Annotated in this window: 15 protein-coding genes and 3 pseudogenes; 13 read left to right on the top strand and 5 right to left on the bottom strand. The window is 68.4% G+C overall.

All coding sequences use genetic code 11. The features are described 5' to 3' along the window. The first annotated feature begins 15 nt into the window (after positions 1-15). Together OG972_RS11225 and OG972_RS11220 are read left to right on the top strand one after the other, a co-directional pair. Positions 16-1374 carry a class I SAM-dependent RNA methyltransferase gene (locus OG972_RS11225; protein ID WP_266980634.1) on the top strand — a complete coding sequence of 453 codons (1359 nt, stop codon included), beginning with the start codon at positions 16-18 and terminating at the stop codon, positions 1372-1374. 1124 nt (positions 1375-2498) lie between these two features. Next, entirely contained in the window at positions 2499-2672 is a 174-nt protein-coding gene (locus OG972_RS11220) for a hypothetical protein (protein ID WP_266980632.1), read from the top strand. A 920-nt stretch (positions 2673-3592) separates the two neighbouring features. Here OG972_RS11220 and OG972_RS11215 read toward each other — a convergent pair. Further along, positions 3593-3820 (bottom strand): annotated as a pseudogene (locus OG972_RS11215) (ATP-binding protein); the annotation flags it as partial. A gap of 814 nt (positions 3821-4634) precedes the next feature. On the opposite strand from OG972_RS11215, the gene OG972_RS11210 reads away from it, so the two are divergent. From OG972_RS11210 to OG972_RS11185, 6 genes and pseudogenes are all read left to right on the top strand, one after another. Continuing rightward, complete coding sequence (locus OG972_RS11210; RefSeq protein ID WP_266980630.1) at positions 4635-4973, top strand: MerR family transcriptional regulator; 339 nt, start codon at positions 4635-4637, stop codon at positions 4971-4973. A gap of 239 nt (positions 4974-5212) precedes the next feature. Beyond that, a pseudogene (locus OG972_RS11205) lies at positions 5213-5396 on the top strand (cold-shock protein); the annotation flags it as partial. Positions 5397-5861: 465 nt separating this feature from the next. Further along, positions 5862-6065, top strand: a complete 204-nt coding sequence (locus OG972_RS11200; protein ID WP_030980875.1) for a cold-shock protein — start codon at positions 5862-5864, stop codon at positions 6063-6065. 326 nt (positions 6066-6391) lie between these two features. Beyond that, on the top strand, positions 6392-7912 hold the full coding sequence (locus OG972_RS11195; protein WP_266980629.1) for a DEAD/DEAH box helicase: 1521 nt from the start codon (positions 6392-6394) through the stop codon (positions 7910-7912). A gap of 46 nt (positions 7913-7958) precedes the next feature. Further along, positions 7959-8363, top strand: a complete 405-nt coding sequence (locus tag OG972_RS11190; RefSeq protein WP_266980627.1) for a CBS domain-containing protein — start codon at positions 7959-7961, stop codon at positions 8361-8363. Between the two features lie 50 nt (positions 8364-8413). Continuing rightward, positions 8414-8722 (top strand): SCO5918 family protein, encoded by a 309-nt coding sequence (locus OG972_RS11185; protein WP_030980872.1) that lies wholly within the window; start codon positions 8414-8416, stop codon positions 8720-8722. Positions 8723-8824: 102 nt separating this feature from the next. Here OG972_RS11185 and OG972_RS11180 read toward each other — a convergent pair whose 3' ends face one another. Together OG972_RS11180 and OG972_RS11175 are read right to left on the bottom strand one after the other, a co-directional pair. Next, positions 8825-9184 (bottom strand): hypothetical protein, encoded by a 360-nt coding sequence (locus tag OG972_RS11180; RefSeq protein WP_266980624.1) that lies wholly within the window; start codon positions 9182-9184, stop codon positions 8825-8827. A 46-nt stretch (positions 9185-9230) separates the two neighbouring features. Further along, positions 9231-9645: pseudogene (locus OG972_RS11175) on the bottom strand (ATP-binding protein). Positions 9646-11022: 1377 nt separating this feature from the next. On the opposite strand from OG972_RS11175, the gene OG972_RS11170 reads away from it, so the two are divergent. Next, on the top strand, positions 11023-11361 hold the full coding sequence (locus OG972_RS11170) for a MerR family transcriptional regulator (RefSeq protein ID WP_266980622.1): 339 nt from the start codon (positions 11023-11025) through the stop codon (positions 11359-11361). Between the two features lie 244 nt (positions 11362-11605). Continuing rightward, complete coding sequence (locus tag OG972_RS11165; protein ID WP_019072426.1) at positions 11606-11809, top strand: cold-shock protein; 204 nt, start codon at positions 11606-11608, stop codon at positions 11807-11809. A 273-nt stretch (positions 11810-12082) separates the two neighbouring features. Here OG972_RS11165 and OG972_RS11160 read toward each other — a convergent pair whose 3' ends face one another. Then, a complete protein-coding gene (locus OG972_RS11160; protein WP_266980620.1) occupies positions 12083-12643 on the bottom strand; it encodes a hypothetical protein in 561 nt (186 codons plus the stop codon). Between the two features lie 280 nt (positions 12644-12923). Here OG972_RS11160 and OG972_RS11155 point away from each other — a divergent pair, with 280 nt between their 5' ends. From OG972_RS11155 to OG972_RS11145, 3 genes are all read left to right on the top strand, one after another. Continuing rightward, positions 12924-13709, top strand: coding sequence for a hemolysin III family protein (locus tag OG972_RS11155; RefSeq protein ID WP_266980618.1), 786 nt, complete (start codon positions 12924-12926; stop codon positions 13707-13709). Between the two features lie 230 nt (positions 13710-13939). Then, positions 13940-14296, top strand: a complete 357-nt coding sequence (locus OG972_RS11150; protein WP_266980616.1) for a PRC-barrel domain-containing protein — start codon at positions 13940-13942, stop codon at positions 14294-14296. A gap of 38 nt (positions 14297-14334) precedes the next feature. After that, positions 14335-14499 (top strand): hypothetical protein, encoded by a 165-nt coding sequence (locus OG972_RS11145; RefSeq protein WP_266980614.1) that lies wholly within the window; start codon positions 14335-14337, stop codon positions 14497-14499. 77 nt (positions 14500-14576) lie between these two features. Here OG972_RS11145 and OG972_RS11140 read toward each other — a convergent pair whose 3' ends face one another. After that, the gene (locus OG972_RS11140) at positions 14577-15815 is read right to left on the bottom strand and encodes a PP2C family protein-serine/threonine phosphatase (RefSeq protein ID WP_266980612.1); all 1239 of its coding nucleotides are present in this window, start codon (positions 15813-15815) and stop codon (positions 14577-14579) included. Positions 15816-16389 lie beyond the last annotated feature (574 nt).

The following is a 16389-nucleotide window of genomic DNA, read 5'->3' as shown; positions in this document are numbered from 1 at the left end:
TGGAGCCACCCCCTCATGCAGAACGAAACCACCTCGTCGCCGGCCGAGGACTCGCAGACCGGGGACTCACTGATCGGCACGGAGTACGAGGTCGAGGTGGGCCCCGTCGCCCACGGCGGCCACTGCATCGCCCGTACCTCGGAGGGCCAGGTCCTCTTCGTGCGGCACACCCTCCCCGGCGAGAAGGTCGTCGCACGGGTCACCGACGGCGCGAAGGACTCCCGCTTCCTGCGGGCCGACGCCGTCACGATCATCGAACCGTCCAAGGACCGCGTCGAGGCCCCCTGCCCGTACGCCGGCCCCGGCAAGTGCGGCGGCTGCGACTGGCAGCACGCCAAGCCGGGCGCCCAGCGGCGGCTCAAGGGCGAGGTCATCGCCGAACAGCTCCAGCGCCTCGCCGGCCTCACCCCCGAGGAGGCGGGCTGGGACGGCACCGTCATGCCCGCCGAGGGCGACAAGCTCCCCAAGGGCGAGGTGCCCGCGTGGCGCACCCGCGTCCAGTACGCCATCGACGAGAACGGCCGGGCCGGCCTGCGCAAGCACCGCTCGCACGACGTCGAGCCGATCGAGCACTGCATGATCGCGGCGCCCGGAGTCTCCGAACTCGGCATCGAGAAGCGCGACTGGACCGGCATGGCCTCGGTGGAAGCCATCACCGCCACCGGCTCCAACGACCGCCAGGTCATCCTCACCCCGAAGCCCGGGGCCCGGCTGCCGCTCGTCGAGCTCGACAAGCCGGTCTCGGTCCTGCGCGTCGATGAACGCGACGGCGGCGTCCACCGGGTCCACGGCCGCGGCTTCGTCCGCGAACGCGCCGACGACCGCACGTACCGCGTCGGCTCCGGCGGCTTCTGGCAGGTCCACCCGCAGGCCGCCAACACCCTCGTCCGCGCGGTCATGCAGGGCCTGCTGCCCCGCAAGGGCGACAGCGCCCTCGACCTCTACTGCGGCGTCGGCCTGTTCGCCGGTGCTCTCGGCCAGCGCATCGGCGAGAAGGGCGCGGTGCTCGGCATCGAGTCCGGCAAGCGCGCCGTCGAGGACGCCCGCCACAACCTCCAGGACCTCGACCGGGTCCGCATCGAGCACGGCAAGGTCGAGCAGATCCTGCCCCGCACCGGCATCACCGAGTGCGACCTGATCGTCCTCGACCCGCCGCGCGCGGGCGCGGGCAAGCAGACGGTGAAGCACCTGACCGGCCTCGGCGCCCGCCGCATCGCGTACGTCGCCTGCGACCCGGCGGCACTGGCCCGCGACCTGGCGTACTTCCGGGAGGGCGGCTACAAGGTGCGGACGCTGCGGGCGTTCGACCTGTTTCCGATGACCTCGCACGTGGAGTGTGTGGCGATTCTTGAGCCGGCTCAGAAGAGCCTCTGACCTGCGGTTCTTCGTATGTTGTCGGCCTGCCCGACCTGTTTCCGGACAAGCAACGGGTTGAGCGGTCGGCGTAGCTGCGGAGGCGGTCTGACCTGCGAGTTCACCGCAAAGCAAGAACGGCGTCGGTGACAGCCGGGCATCGGCGAGCATTCTTGACGCTCAAGTGACGCTCCAGCATCGGTGCGGCCGATGCTCCAGGAGTGCGGGTAGCGCCTGAAGCTGAGGCAGTCTGTGGCGGTGCGTCAGGTCGTACCTGTACCTAACCGGGCGACGTCGGCATAGTTCCCTCTCTCCCTCGCCTGCTGGAAGACGCCTCGCCGGGTTGTCCCATCCATGTCGTCCGTCGACGGCGATCCATCTGAGCGGTTCGCTCTCACGCTGGTGTCTTTTGTCGATGGATGAGCCCGGTGCTCCGGGTCAGCGGCGTATTTGGGCGCTGATGGGTGTAGGCGATGATTGTGTGGGCGCGGCAACTCTGAAACGCCGGCCTCCCGCAGGAGTTGCAGGCGTTGTTGGTGGGTGTGGCAGGAGACCATCGCGCGCCGGCCTGGCTGAGGGGCGGCGAAGTCGACCGCGTCGAATATCAGCATGCGGGGGGCGGGGCGCGTTGACGTGGACGGACAGGTGCTCAGTGCAGATGTCGGCGTGACGCGGCGTGACGCCGACGTCGACGAGGCCGGTGCGGCCGGCTCGGAGGTGCGCGCGGGCATGTGCCGCGACGGTCTGGTCCTCGCACCCGCGGAGGAGGGCCGTCTCCGCCCTGCCGAGGCCGGCCACCTGACCAGCGGCGCTGCCTCTGCCAACCCACGACCCGAGGAACCCGGAGCGCACGACTTGAGTGCCGGGCTGCAGCCATTCCCACCTGCCATACGGCCACGAACTTCCACAGCCAACCCAGCTCAGCCGACCCGACCGAAACAGGGAAATCAAGGCACCTGCGCCCTAGAAACCGAAAATCGAGCGCCACGACACACTTCTGCCGGGAACACAATGAAGTGTGTGGGCATCGCTGCGGCGAGCTGCGGGAGAGCACGGCCGTCGGAGGAGGCGGTGCTGCGGTACCCGTTGTTTCCGCTCCGGGGCCAGGGGCAGGCGGGTGAGTGAGTGCCTATGAAAGGACCGACATGAGTGCCGGAGAGAAGGCCAAGGCCAAGGCCGAGCAGGTTGTCGGGAAGGCCGTGAGGAAGGTGGCCCACGCGGTGGGCAACGAGACCACCGCAGCCAAGGGGGCCGCACTGGAGGCCCGGGGCAAGGCCCGGGACATCAAGGAGAGGTCGAAGGACAGTTTCAGGCGCTGACCACGCCACGTCGTGGGCGGAGCCGGTGCGAGGCCCAAGCGGGTTCGTGCGTCCGGTGGTGCGCAGTTGGGCTTGGCGCTGCAACGGCTTGCCCCAGCACACATCTCGTCGCACCGGCCCGCTCCGGCACGCACGCGTGCGGCGGCGGCCTCTGCCGCTCGTGCCCCGGCGCTGATCTCCTCAGGCACTCGCCGACTTTGCCTTCTCGGCCTGCGCCCGGGCCGCCGCGGCAGGCGCGTGTCCCGGTGATGCGGTGACCAGGGGCAGAGCACCCCGCTTCGCCGCCCCGGCCAAGGGCCGATCCGAAGCGGGGTGCCGAAGCAGCTCTCGAGTCATCGCCCAGGAGTGGCCGCCCCGTCCGTGACGGGGCGGAGGCGTCGGCGAGGTCTGCGCCGGTGTCGGCGTCCCGCCGCCAGTGGCCGACACCGTGCCAGTCCAGGCACATGACGGTCGCGTCGTCCTCCAGGCGACCGTGGTTGGCGTCGACGACCGCCGTGATGAGGGTGCGGGCGGCCCGCAGGGATGCAACGAGGGGGTGCGGACGACCAGGTCCGACAGGTCGAGTGTCTGCCTGCGGCGCGTCACCTGGACCGTTCCGCCCGACATGACCGTAGGCGCAGATGTGCGCGCAGATCATGAGGGCGGTCAGTTCTGCGTCGTAGGTCGCTTCCCAGCCGCAGCGCTGAGGTCTGCGGGGCGAGGCGTTCCATTCCTGGACACCTGGGGCGACGGGACGCACACCCTCATCCTCTTCGATCATGCCCGCAAGACCGACAGGGCCTCACTGTCCCGCCCAGACAGACAGGCGGTCGGGAGGCGCCCCGGGCGCGGGTTCGCTGATTCCGGCCTTGGGCTACATCGGGGCAGCAGCCAAGTCTTGGGGAGGTCACCCGTCGCGGGTGGGCAGCGGCGCCTTGGTGCTACACGGCGAGAGGGGCGCTTACGGTCTTGCCGCCGGCCGTCCGGCGGGTCACCGGTAGCGCGGGCGAGGCGGTTGATCATGGGCCAACCGAAGCCTCCAGTGCCGCCGTTCAGGTCGGGGGTGCGCATGCGCGGGGCCTGCGGGCTGCGGTCACGGACACCTCGATGCTGTCCGGGTGCGCGGTCAGGTCCAGGGTGCAGGTGCCGCCGCCGTGGTGCAGGGCGTTGTGGGTGTCCCGGCTGGAGCGGGGCCGCCGCGTGCCCCATCAGTGGTCGAGGTCGACTATCTCTCTGACTAGCGCACGAAAATCTATGTCGGCTGGAGTAGACATTGGGTGGTGGTGTGGCTATGGTTTCTCTCGTAGCCGAGATCAGCAAGGCCCGGCAGAGACGAACTGGCGGGCAGTAGTACACGCAGTTGCAGTTTGCAGGACGGTGCGGTGGTGGAGTTTCGAAGCCAGGGTTGTTGCAGGATGGCGACGGGACTGACGATCGGACCGGGTGGCCCGCAGTGATCAGGGGCCGCCGTGAGCAGTACCAGTTCACGCAGTAGCAGTACCCGTAAGCGCAGTTCGCAGTACCCGGCAGTGAAGTCAGTGAGCAGCACCTCGGTGAAGGCGTCGGCTGCGGACGCGCGCACCGGGAGGTTCGGCAGTGGGGTTCTAAGCCAGAGCAGACGCAGGACGGGCGACGGGGCTGGCTGCCGAAGAGTGGCGCTGTCACAGGCCACAGAGCAGTACGCAGGAGAGCAGTACCAGCGGTAGGTAAGTGATTGATCCCAGAGGGAAGAAACGGAGGAGTCGAGCGCCATCAGGATCGCCCGGGTGGAAGTCTTGAGCCCGGGTACCGCAGGACATCGATAGTGAGGTGGTCTCCGGTCAAGCAACCGCGATCCCCGCACTCCCGACAACTTCCAGGTCGGGTCAGCGGACACAGAAGGCCGGCGCAGTATCAGGGTCGGCAGATGGTGTAGCAATTCCTTCGGGGCCCGGGTGCCATACGGCATCCGGGCCCCTCCACGCGTTCGACAGAGAGGTGCAAATGACAGCAGACGACTCGTTCGGCCGTCTCGACGACGACGACTACCCCGCCTACACCATGGGCCGGGCCGCCGAAATGCTCGGCACCACCCAGAGCTTCCTCCGCGCCATCGGTGAAGCCCGCCTCATCACCCCGCTGCGTTCCGCGGGCGGCCATCGCCGCTACTCCCGTTACCAGCTGCGCATCGCTGCCCGCGCCCGGGAGCTCGTCGACCAGGGCACCCCCATCGAGGCCGCCTGTCGCATCGTGATCCTGGAAGACCAGCTCGAAGAAGCCCAGCGCATCAACGCCGAATACCGCCACGCCGCCGAATCTGAGAACCCGACGACCGAGGGCTGAGGTGGTGCGTGTCCGCCGGTACCGCACACGCCTGTCGGGAGTGTGGCGCGTCATGTTGTGACAGGCCGTGCGGACGCGTGGCTTCTGTGCCAACTGCCTTGACAGGAAGTTCCCTTCGCTCACACCTTCGTCGTGGGCGTTCTGCTGTGGCGGAGGGGCCAGGGTGGCCGCCTTCGTCTGCCGCATGTCGTAGGACGCATTCATCGACAGGAGGGCGTGAGGCAAGGGCCGCGGGAACTGTGAAGTGGTTTAACGCGCAGAGGGGCTGCGGCTTCATCGCCCGGACAGCGGCGGCTCGGACGTGTTCGCCCACCGTAGGGCGATCAGCCCGCGGGCTTACGTGAGTTCCAGGAAGGCCAGGCCGTGACGTTCGACGTCACCCAGGGCCAGAAGAGGCCCCGGGCCGAGACATCGCCCCCTTCAGTCTCAGTCGACGGTGGTGGGATCTGGGGCACTGGTGAGAGCGCTGCGCGGCGCTGATCTGCGTCGGGACCGGCGTACGGGCTGATGGGGGTGATGTTGCAGGGCGGTGCCACCCGCAATAATTGTGCCTTCCGAGCCGTAAACAGCGACCGCCCTTTCTGGAAAGCTGCATTTTGGGTGGGCCAATATCTATGACCGCGAGACGAGAGTTTTATGCGCCGCGCGGACAGTGTGTTTGCTGCAACGAACAGAGCGGAATTATTAACCGTACACAGGTCACTACCGCATGCTACTGTCGCTCCTAGTTGCAGTCGTGGTTCCCAAAAACTTCAACGCTTCCGCCGGGCTTTTCGGCCGCGGGAAGCGTTTTGTATTTCCGGTCATTTTCCGGGCGGGGCATCATCGCGGCGACCCGGTATCCGTGGATTGCGGGTCTCGGCGTACTGCCCCACAAGGAGATATGACATGGCGTCTGGCACAGTGAAGTGGTTCAACGCGGCCAAGGGTTTCGGCTTCATCGAGCAGGACGGTGGCGGCGCTGACGTGTTCGCCCACTTCTCGAACATCGCGGCTGAGGGCTTCCGTGAGCTGCTCGAAGGTCAGAAGGTCACCTTCGACATCGCGCCGGGCCAGAAGGGCCCGACGGCCGAGAACATCGTTCCCGCCTGACGCTGACGCGCACTCCGTAGCTGGGGCCCGCATCCCTCGGGGTGCGGGCCGGGCCCCACCTACGGTCATTCCCTGGGGCTTCCCCTGTGCCGCAACGACGCCTACGGACCTTTTTCCAAGAACGCGGGCCTCTTTAAAGATGCGCCCGTAGCCGTCCGGGATTTAACGTCCGCATGACGTTACCCGTTTCATTGCCTGCATTTGCGCCGGAGTCACCGCAGGCCAGATCTGCTTTCGCATTTCGTTCGGCCCGTTCTTGTGATTCCCCGCGCTGTTCCTCTGCTGCGAGAATTCCTTGATACGTGCCGTATCAAGGAAGGTTCTGAATGAACCCCTCACGTACGAACAACCGCTCCTCCCGCACCCGCAGCCGGACCGGCGGTCCCGCTGTTGGCTCCGGCGCCGGTTCGCCCCGGGGCAGCCGCTTCGGCTCGCCCGCCCCGCGCCGTTCCGGAGGGCCGAGCCGCATGGGCGGCCAGGGTCGGCGGCCCGCGGCGGCCCAGGGCGAGTTCGCCCTGCCCGAGACGATCACTCCAGCGCTGCCCGCCGTCGAGGCGTTCGCCGACCTCGACATGCCCGAGCGGCTGCTGGCCTCGCTCACCGCACAAGGCATGCGCATCCCGTTCCCGATCCAGGGCGCGACCCTGCCCAACACCCTCGCGGGCCGCGACGTCCTCGGTCGCGGGCGCACCGGCTCAGGCAAGACCCTCGCCTTCGGCCTGGCCCTGCTGGCCCGCACCGCCGGACAGCGCGCCGAGCCCTGCCAGCCGCTGGCCCTGATCCTCGTACCGACGCGTGAGCTGGCACAACAGGTGACCGACGCCCTCACCCCCTACGCCCGCTCGGTGAGGCTGCGCCTGGCCACCGTCGTCGGCGGAATGCCGATCGGCAGGCAGGTCAACGCACTGCGCGGTGGCGCCGAAGTCGTCGTCGCGACGCCGGGCCGCCTGAAGGACCTCATCGACCGGGGTGACTGCCGGCTGAACCAGGTCGCGATCACCGTCCTCGACGAGGCCGACCAGATGGCCGACATGGGCTTCATGCCCCAGGTCACCGCACTCCTGGACCAGGTCCGCCCCGAGGGCCAGCGCATGTTGTTCTCCGCCACCCTCGACCGCAACGTCGACCTCCTGGTCCGCCGCTACCTCACCGACCCGGTGGTCCACTCCGTCGACCCGTCCGCAGGCGCGGTCACCACGATGGAGCACCACGTCCTGCACGTCCACGGCGCCGACAAGCACCGGACGACGACGGAGATCGCGGCGCGCGAAGGCCGGGTGATCATGTTCCTGGACACCAAGCACGCCGTCGACCGGCTGACGCAGGACCTGCTGAACAGCGGGGTGCGGGCCGCCGCGCTGCACGGCGGGAAGTCGCAGCCGCAGCGGACCCGGACCCTGTCCCAGTTCAAGACCGGGCACGTCACCGTGCTCGTCGCGACGAACGTCGCGGCTCGCGGTATCCACGTCGACAACCTCGACCTCGTCGTCAACGTCGACCCGCCGACCGACCACAAGGACTACCTGCACCGCGGCGGCCGCACCGCGCGGGCCGGCGAGTCCGGCAGCGTCGTCACCCTGGTCACCCCCAACCAGCGCCGCGACATGACCCGCCTCATGGCAGCCGCCGGCATCGTGCCCCAGACCACCCAGGTCCGCTCCGGGGAAGAGGCACTCAGCCGTATTACCGGCGCCCAGCCCCCCTCCGGCATTCCCGTGACGATCACCGCGCCGGTGGCCGAGCGGCGTCCGCGCAGCCGCAGCGCGGCCTCCCGAGGCCGACGCAGCCACGCTTCGGCCGCCCGGCGCGTGACCGTACGGCAGTCCTCCTTCGACGCGGCGGCCTAGAACGTTCATGATCAGGGAACTGACCCACTTCTGCAGGAGGCACATTTTGACGCTGGTTCAGATGCAAGCCCGCCCGGCGGGCGCCACTCCCGTGCACAGGACGGTGGCCGACACCATGGACGCGGCCGGACCGCAGGTCTGTGACGACATGAGCGTCGAGGTGGCGCTGTCCGTCATGGCCGCCGCCCGCACGGGTCGACTGGTCGTCTGCGACCAGGACGGCCAGTGCACCGGCCTGGTCACCCAGACCGAACTGGCTGCCGTTTGTGACAGCTCCGCTTACACGGATCGTGTCCGCCTGCGCGACATCCTCGGCGACCACGGCGCGTTCACCTCACCCGTGACCACTGCGGCCGAAGCCGAGCACGCGATGCACTGCCTCCGGCTCGGTGCCCTGCCGGTGGTCGAGGAGCAAGGCAGCGCCCTGGGCATCCTCGCCCTCTCTCGCTGAAGCGCCTCACCCTGGTCGGACCGTTTTCCCCCTTCTCCCTGTGAGGCCACATGCGCTGCGTCATCGCCCGCTTCCCCTTCGAGCTCACCAAGAGCGGCGTGCTGGAATCGATGAAGGGCATCAAGCCCGAACCGGGCACCGGCGAATCCGTGACCATCGGCCGCCGCCGCTACCCCGTCAAGCAGGTCGGCCAGGTCGTCACCCGCCAGGACCGCCGTGACTTCAGCGCCGCCGAGGTCCTCCGGGCCATGACTCAGCTCGGCTTCACCTGCCGCACCCTCCCCGAGGCCGCACCCGTGCGCATCCTCAGCTCGCTCCAGCGAGCTTCCGCGATGCTCGGCACTCCCGTATCCGTCTGACCGACGGAACAGGCACGAGTCGACACCTGAACGGCAGTGGGCCCGACCGGCGCGCCGGTCGGGCCCACACTGCGTGCGACGGGTTCCCGCCGCACTGGTTGCTCAGTGGTCGGAATAGCTGAAGTCGCCCACGGTCCAGGCGCTGACGTCCTCGATCGCGACCCGGTACATCCCGCCCGTCTCCGGGATGCCCACCGTGCCCTGCAGGATCCGGGCGACATGGAAGTGCAGATGCGTGGGCGGCCCGTCCTTCTTCGTGGGGGCGTCGAAGATGGAGGAGAACTCTCCCAGGCGGTCGGAGTCCGTCAGCACCTCCGACACCCTCAGCCTCCACACGGCTTCGGGAGCCAGCCGACCGGTGATGACAGCACCACCGGTGACTACGGTCAGGGACATCTGATTGCTCTGCCCGGACTCCACCAGGGCAGCGACGTCAATGAGCAGCTCGTCAGGCTTCGACATGAGGCAGATTATATTCACCGGCCATCCGGCTGCTTGACCGGTGGCGCTACCAGGCAAGATGCGCGCTCACGGTTTTGCCGCCGGAGGCCCGGCGGGTGACCGCGGTGGCGCGGGCGAGTCGGTTGACCATGGGCCAGCCGAAGCCCCCGGTGCCGCCGTTCAGGTCAGGGGTGCGCATGCGCGGCGCATGCCGGCTGGGGTCGTGGACGGCCACCTCGATGGTGTCGGGGTGCGCAGTCAGTTCCAATGTGCAGGTGCCCCCGCTCCAATGTGCAGGTGCCCCCGCCGTGGCGCAGGGCGTTGGTGACGAGCTCGGACACGACCAGGACCACGGTGTCCGCGGCGTCAGGGGCCACGGCCGGCTGCCGCAAGCCCTCGAGGAAGGCCCGAGCCGCATCACGCGCGTCGGCAACGGCTCCCGTGGAACGGGCGGTTGTGGCATTGACGGTCATCATGTTCATCAGGGTCACCCTGGTCTGTGGATCGTCCATGCCCGGCCTTCGCTTACCCGACCCTTGTGCCCCGCCCCTCCACCCGCCAACCCGGCAGAGCCACAGTGCTTGCCGAAGGGGACTGAGGACCACAGTCGACGCGTGGCCGCACGCTGACGTGCGCCCGTGTCACGATGCCGGCCCACGGCCTGCCCGAGTCGTGGGCTCGCGCCGATTCGAGCAGGCGGCCCATCCACGGCGATGCCACCGGCCGGGCGAGCACGAGAGTGACCGCGGGACGAGTAAACAGATCCTCGACAAGGCACTGACGCGGCAGCAGGAGCGCCAGGCTGCGGATCGCGGCGCCTGCACGCACGCTTCCACGAGCTGCTCGATCATCGGGCCGGGATCGTCGAGGGCGGCGCAGGTCCTTGTGCCACGCCCGTCAACGGCAGACCCGTGGGGTGATACGGCCGGAAACGTCCGTCCCCGGTCGGTGTGTCAGTCACTGCCCAGTGTTGGCCGGTGCCCGCCGACGGTAGCCGCGGCGCAGTCGGCGACGTCACGCTCAGCCCGACGTGCTGCGCGGCTGTGGGTCACTCCGGGGGCCGGACTGAGCTTCGGAGCCGCTTGAACCATCCATAGACCGGTCGACGCGGATTACCTCATCTTCGAGTGCGCGGAAATCTATGCCCGCTGGAGTAGACATTGGGTGGTGGTGTGGCTATGGTTTCTCTCGTAGCCGAGATCAGCAAGGCCCGGCAGAGACGAACTGGCGGGCAGTAGTACACGCAGTTGCAGTGCGCAGGACGGTGCGGTGGTGGAGTTCCGAAGCCAGGGCTGTTGGTGACGGGGCTGACGGCCGGACCGGGTGGCCCGCAGTGATCAGGGGCCGCCGTGAGCAGTAGTGCAGTAGCAGTTGTGTAAGTGCAGTTCCTAGTACCAGCAGCGTGGTTGTCATTGGTTCCTCGGTGAAGGCGTCGGCTGCGGACGCGCGCACCGGGAGGTTCGGCAGTGGGGTTCTAAGCCAAAGCAGATGCAGGACGGGCGACGGGGCTGGCTGCCGAAGAGTGGCGCTATCGCAGGCCACTGGGTAGTTCGCATCACCAGCAGTACGCAGTACCCCGCTTGGTAAGTGATTGATCTCAGAGGGAAGAACGGAGGAGCCAGGCACCATCAGGATCGCCCGGGCGGAAGTCTTGGACCCGGGTACCGCAGGACATCGATAGTGAGGTGGTCTCCGGTCAAGCAACCGCGATCCCCGCAACCCCGACAGCATCTCGGTCGGGTCTGCGGAAACAGAAAGCCGGCGCAGTATCAGGGTCGGCAGATGGTGTAGCAGTTCCTTCGGGGCCCTGGTGCCAGTACGGCACCAGGGCCCCTCCACACGTTCCACAGAGAGGTGCAATGACAGCAGACGACTCGTACGGCCGTCTCGACGACGACGACTACCCCGCCTACACCATGGGCCGGGCCGCCGAAATGCTCGGCACCACCCAGAGCTTCCTCCGCGCCATCGGCGAAGCCCGTCTCATCACCCCGCTCCGATCCGCGGGCGGCCACCGCCGCTACTCTCGCTACCAGCTGCGGATCGCCGCGCGCGCCCGGGAACTCGTCGACCACGGGACCCCCATCGAGGCGGCCTGCCGCATCGTCATCCTCGAAGACCAGCTCGAAGAAGCCCAGCGCATCAACGCCGAACACCGCCGCACCGCCGAATCACCAAACCCAACGGCAGCTGCATGAGATGAGCGTGCCCGTCAGCGTCGGCGGGCACCGCACGCACGATCTCGGTGTGAGGCGTGATCGTTTCCTATGGTGACGCGGTGTGTGGGCGTGTAGCGTCTGCGTCAGCTGTCGTGGTTCGGAATTCTCCCTTGCCCACGCCTTTGGTGTGGGCGCTTTGCTGTGCTGTGCCGCAGGAACCAGGGCGATCACCTCTGCCTTCCACATGGAGTGGGAGGCGTTCATCGACTGGAAGGCATAAGACATGGCAACGGGAACTGTGAAGTGGTTCAACGCGGAGAAGGGCTTCGGTTTCATCGCGCAGGACGGCGGCGGCCCGGATGTCTTCGCGCACTACTCCGCGATCAACTCCTCGGGCTTCCGTGAGCTCCAGGAGGGCCAGGCCGTGACGTTCGACGTCACCCAGGGCCAGAAGGGCCCGCAGGCCGAGAACATCAACCCGGCCTGACCTCTCAACCTTGCACGAGGGGTCACGCACACGCGTCCGGTGACCGCCGCCCGTGTGGGCCGTGCCGCTCACCCGGACGAAGGCGCCTGCTCTCGCGCCGGGCGTGCACAGGATCAGGGCCGCGCAGCCATTGCTGTGCGGCCCTGATCGGTTGAGGCGCGGGGCCGGTGCGACCTCGGCCCGGAACTTCCTGACCTCAGTCGCTTCAAGCGTCGTCGGGCTCGGGCGCCGCATGCCCTGCACGGCTGTCGTGCAGCTTGGAGGAGCAGACGTTCAGACGCTCGTCCAGGCGTCGACGAAAGCTTTCCGTCCAGCCGGATCGTCCCATCTGCGGTCCGCATGCAGGACGCGCCAGGCGGTGAGCTCGAGATCTCGGAGCCACAGTTCTCCGATGACCTGTGTCTTGAGGTCGGGAAAATGGTCGGACTTGACAAGGGCTTGACCGATCACCTCCCCGGCTGCGATGCGCTGGGGCGGGGTCATCTCATCGACAGCCGAGAGGATCTGTCGGGCCAGGGCGGTTCCCTCTCCTGCCAGGGAACGCAGCACCAGAGCCTTGATGTTGACGGGTAGCAGGTACGCGGTGCCCGAGGACCTCCACAGGTCCGACCAGAACCGTTCTCCTGCCGTGATGGGGGCAGGTAGCGCGGCCAGCAGGCCGAGAAGATGGCCGGTGGCCGCATAGCCGTCGGAGTGGGCAGCTGCGACGACTGCGATGCCGGCGACGCCCTCCACCTTGAGGTGGCTGGCTTCGAGATGCGGAGCCAGGCCCAATTGGTGTTCCAACTGGTCTGCGAGGGCGCTGGATACGTGGGGGCGGACCTCAGGAAGCATCGGCGATCCTTGTGCGTAGGCGAGCGGAGATGCCCGTTCGGGAGCCGTTCGGGAGCCCTGATCGTTCCCATGACCAGCCGATCTACTCGGCTTCGGCAGACTCAATTGGCGGCAGGATCAACGGGGGGCTGGGGTTCACACGGCGGCGAAGCAGCCCATGCCCGGCGATGTGGGCCTGGGGTTCGAGACCGACCTCCCAGAATGCTGTCCGGGTGAGGTCTCCTAGCATGACCGCATGATTGCCGGTGATGCCCAGGAGTCCGAGGGAGGACGAGAGGCTGTGTCTCGCGACGCTGCTGAAGCCGAATACATTCACGTCGCCTCAGCGCGTGGAGAATGCCGTGAAGACGGGCTGCCCTGCGGATCACAAGGTGACGATGCAGGGGGGAACGCTTACTCGGTTGCCGCTCTGGTGGAGCGGGCGGCCGACCTGGCCGAACCGATCAAGCCGAGGTTGCGTGGCTGGCTGCATGCCGGAATGGTCCCCACCGCACTGATCGCAGGCATCGTGCTCATCTGCCTGGCCCGTACTCCCCAGGCGGTCCGGGCCTGCGCCGTGTACTCGGTCACCGCCTGGCTGCTGTTCGCAACGAGCGCCATCTACCACCGCGGCACCTGGGGGCCGCTCGGCGAAGCTCTTCTGCGACGTCTCGACCACGCCAACATCTTCCTGATCATCGCCGGCACCTGCACCCCCCTGGCCGTGCTCCTCCTCCCGCCGGAACAGCGGTCCGTGCTGCTGTGGATCGTGTGGGCAGGCGCGTTGGCCGGCATCGCGTTCCGGGTCCTGTGGGTCGGAGCCCCGCGCTGGCTGTACACCCCGTGCTACCTGGCCCTGGGGTGGGCACCGGTGCGCTACCTGCCCGACTTCCTGCACACCGGCGGAGCAGCCGTACTCACCCTGATCGTGGCCGGCGGTCTCCTCTACAGCGCGGGCGCGGTCGTCTACGCCCTCCAGCGACCCGACCCCTCACCCCGCTGGTTCGGCTTCCACGAGGTCTTCCACGCGCTGACCGTGGCAGCCTTCACCGCGCACTACACCGCCATCTCCCTGGCCACCTACTGACCGCGACAGCGTTCCGGCTCGCGTCGCTCGTCACCCACGTTGCCACGCGCTGGGCCGCGACGGGCCCGGCGGCCGCCTAGACATCGCGCCGCGCGCGAACTCCGTCCGCCGCTCCGGCCTGCAAGTTGGCTGCTCTCCAGCGTGTGACGCCCCGTAGGCAGGTACGGAGGGAGGAACGAGAGAAAGACGAGACAGCGGACTTCAGCTGACCTGCGACAGAGGGGGGTCCCGTGTTCGAGGCGGAAGACATCAGGGAATGGCGAGGCCACGACGTGGTCGACCACGAGCGGCACAAGATCGGCGTCCTGGAGGCGCTCTACGTCGACACGGCCACGGACCAGCCCGCGTTCGCGACGGTCAAGGTCGGTCTGCCGACCCGGCACCGGCTGGTCTTCGTCCCCCTGGGCGACGCGACGGTCGGTCCCGGTTATCTGAAGGTCGCCTACGACAAGAAGCAGGTCAAGGAAGCGCCCTCGATCGGCACGGACGGCGAACTGCACGCGGAGGACGAGAAGACGGTCTTCGCGCACTACGAGCTCGCCTACCGAACGGGTGCGGGCGGCGAACGTCGCCTCGCCCGCCGCTGATGCCCCCACCGACTTCCCCCACCATGGAGGTGACACGGATGGCTCTCTTCCTCCTGCTGGTCGTTGTGGCCGTCGTGCTCGGCATCATCGGAGTGGTGGCGAAGTGCCTGCTCTACCTGTTGGTCATCGGTGTGGTGGTTTTGCTCGCAGACTTCGTCCTCCTCGGCCTGCGCCTGGGCCGCCGCAGGCGCCTGCCCCGGTGACGCGGTCACCTGGGGCAGAGCACCCCGATTCGCCCGCCCAGGGCCGGCCGAAGCGGGGTATCGGAGCAGATTTTGAGTCATCGCCCAGGAGCGGTCCGCCCCGTCCGTGACGGGGCGGACGCGTCGGCGAGGTCTGCGCCGGTGTCGGCGTCCCGCTGGGAGCGACCGACGCCGCCCCAGTCCAGGCATATGACGGTTGCGTCGTCCTGCAGGTGACCGTCGTTGGCCTCAACGACCGCCGCGATGAGGGTGCGGGCGGCCTCACGGGGATGCAGTGCGCGGGTGCGGACGATCAAGTCCGACAAATCGAGGCTGTGGGCGTTGCGCTCCAGCATGCCGTCGGTCAGCATCACCAGCCGGTCGCCCGGCCGCAGGTCCAGCGACTGGACCCGGTAGCTGTGAGGGCCATGGAAGCCGAACGGCATATCGACCTTCGGAGCGATCTCCCGCACCTGTCCGTCCCGCATCCGCAGCGGCCAGGGGTGCCCGGCGTTGACGAACTCGGTCTTGCCGTCGATCAGGCTGATACGCAGGAGCTGGCCGGTGACGTAGCCCTGGCGGCCGTGCTCGCGCATGGCCTGGTCGGCCTGGCGGCCCTGTTCGGCGAGGTCGGCACCGGCCCGCCGTGCCCGGCGCAGAGCGCCCACCAGGAGAGTGGCCAGCAGCGCGGCGTCGACATCGTGACCCATGGCATCGGTGACTGAGAGCTGGACCGAGTCCCGGTCGATCACGTAATCGAAGGTGTCACCCCCCACATGGTCGGCCGGCTCCAGCGCCCCGGCCACCGCGAACTGCGCCGCCTCACACGCCAGCGACGCGGGGAGCAACCGGTGCTGGATCTCCGCGGCCAGGCTCAGCGGGACGGTACGGCGGCCCCACTGGTACACGTCGGTGAAGGACCGGTTCGCGATGACGATGTACGCCAGGGCGTGCGCGGTCTCGCCGACCTCCCTCATCAGCTCCGCGTCCGGCGCCGAGGGCAAGAACAGTTCCAGAAGCCCAATGGCGTCCCCGCGGTTGGTCACCGGGGCGACGATCCGCACCAGCGCGCCCTCGCCCCTATCCTCCACGCTCGGCCGCTGGGTGCGGATCACGTCGTCGTACAGGGTGCCCCGCAGCGTGATGCGCCGGGCGGGCTCATCGGTCTCGACGCTGCCCGCCGCCCCCAGCCGTACGACCGAGCCGCCGGTGAAGTCGGTGATCAGGAACGACACCGACGCGGCCCCGAGGTGCTCCTTGAGCATGCGCGCGACCACGTCGAGCGACTCCACGGGCGCCGCGGTCTCCGCCGCCGCCAATGTCCCCGCCAAGGTCATCGCCCTGCCCGGGCCACCCCCGTTCTCGGGAAGACGAGTGGTCGGCCCACCGTCCCCGTCAGGCCCGCATACGGTCACGGTCACTCCTCGCTGGCGCTCAGGGCTCCGTCCCGCGTGGGCGAGGGGCCGGCCAAGCCCCGGTGCCGGTCAGATGTCATTGCACCACAGAGCCCCTGAACGGATGCACCCGTCGGCCAACCGCCCGTCGAACGGCCCGGCACCGGCGTGTCGAACGCCCGGGCGCCGCAGTCGCCCGGCTCACCAGAGTTCGTGTCACACCGGCACAGGCAGCGACCCATGGTGCTTGCTGGTGTTGCGCTCCAGGATGCTCGTTGACGCCCGGACGTCGCAGGGGCGATGCGGGCCGGCTCATGCCGAGCGACTGTGACGCCAGTGGAGAAAAGTGGTCACAGCCCACGCAGCGGGCACGCTCCGTCGCCAGCGGCGACAAAATGAGGGTCCTGCGGCGGGGGTGTGAACCGTCGGTCCGCGACGAGGGCGGAATGGGTGCCCCAGGTGATCGATGCCTCGCTCGCCGCGCTGAACGGGGGCGACGTGGTGTGTGTACCGGACT

Origin of the sequence: Streptomyces sp. NBC_01669, from assembly GCF_026339735.1 — a bacterium.
In the GTDB taxonomy this organism is placed as follows: Bacteria; Actinomycetota; Actinomycetes; order Streptomycetales; family Streptomycetaceae; genus Streptomyces; species Streptomyces yanii.
This window is presented reverse-complemented; position numbering and strand designations above follow the sequence as displayed.

Coding starts and splice junctions, on each gene's coding strand:
- OG972_RS11140 (WP_266980612.1), bottom strand. CDS start 15,815: ATGACCTTGGCGGGGACATTGGCGGCGGCGGAGACCGCGGCGCCCGTG.
- OG972_RS11145 (WP_266980614.1), top strand. CDS start 14,335: ATGGCTCTCTTCCTCCTGCTGGTCGTTGTGGCCGTCGTGCTCGGCATC.
- OG972_RS11210 (WP_266980630.1), top strand. CDS start 4,635: ATGACAGCAGACGACTCGTTCGGCCGTCTCGACGACGACGACTACCCC.
- OG972_RS11220 (WP_266980632.1), top strand. CDS start 2,499: ATGAGTGCCGGAGAGAAGGCCAAGGCCAAGGCCGAGCAGGTTGTCGGG.
- OG972_RS11170 (WP_266980622.1), top strand. CDS start 11,023: ATGACAGCAGACGACTCGTACGGCCGTCTCGACGACGACGACTACCCC.
- OG972_RS11200 (WP_030980875.1), top strand. CDS start 5,862: ATGGCGTCTGGCACAGTGAAGTGGTTCAACGCGGCCAAGGGTTTCGGC.
- OG972_RS11180 (WP_266980624.1), bottom strand. CDS start 9,184: ATGTCGAAGCCTGACGAGCTGCTCATTGACGTCGCTGCCCTGGTGGAG.
- OG972_RS11165 (WP_019072426.1), top strand. CDS start 11,606: ATGGCAACGGGAACTGTGAAGTGGTTCAACGCGGAGAAGGGCTTCGGT.
- OG972_RS11160 (WP_266980620.1), bottom strand. CDS start 12,643: ATGCTTCCTGAGGTCCGCCCCCACGTATCCAGCGCCCTCGCAGACCAG.
- OG972_RS11195 (WP_266980629.1), top strand. CDS start 6,392: ATGAACCCCTCACGTACGAACAACCGCTCCTCCCGCACCCGCAGCCGG.
- OG972_RS11225 (WP_266980634.1), top strand. CDS start 16: ATGCAGAACGAAACCACCTCGTCGCCGGCCGAGGACTCGCAGACCGGG.
- OG972_RS11185 (WP_030980872.1), top strand. CDS start 8,414: ATGCGCTGCGTCATCGCCCGCTTCCCCTTCGAGCTCACCAAGAGCGGC.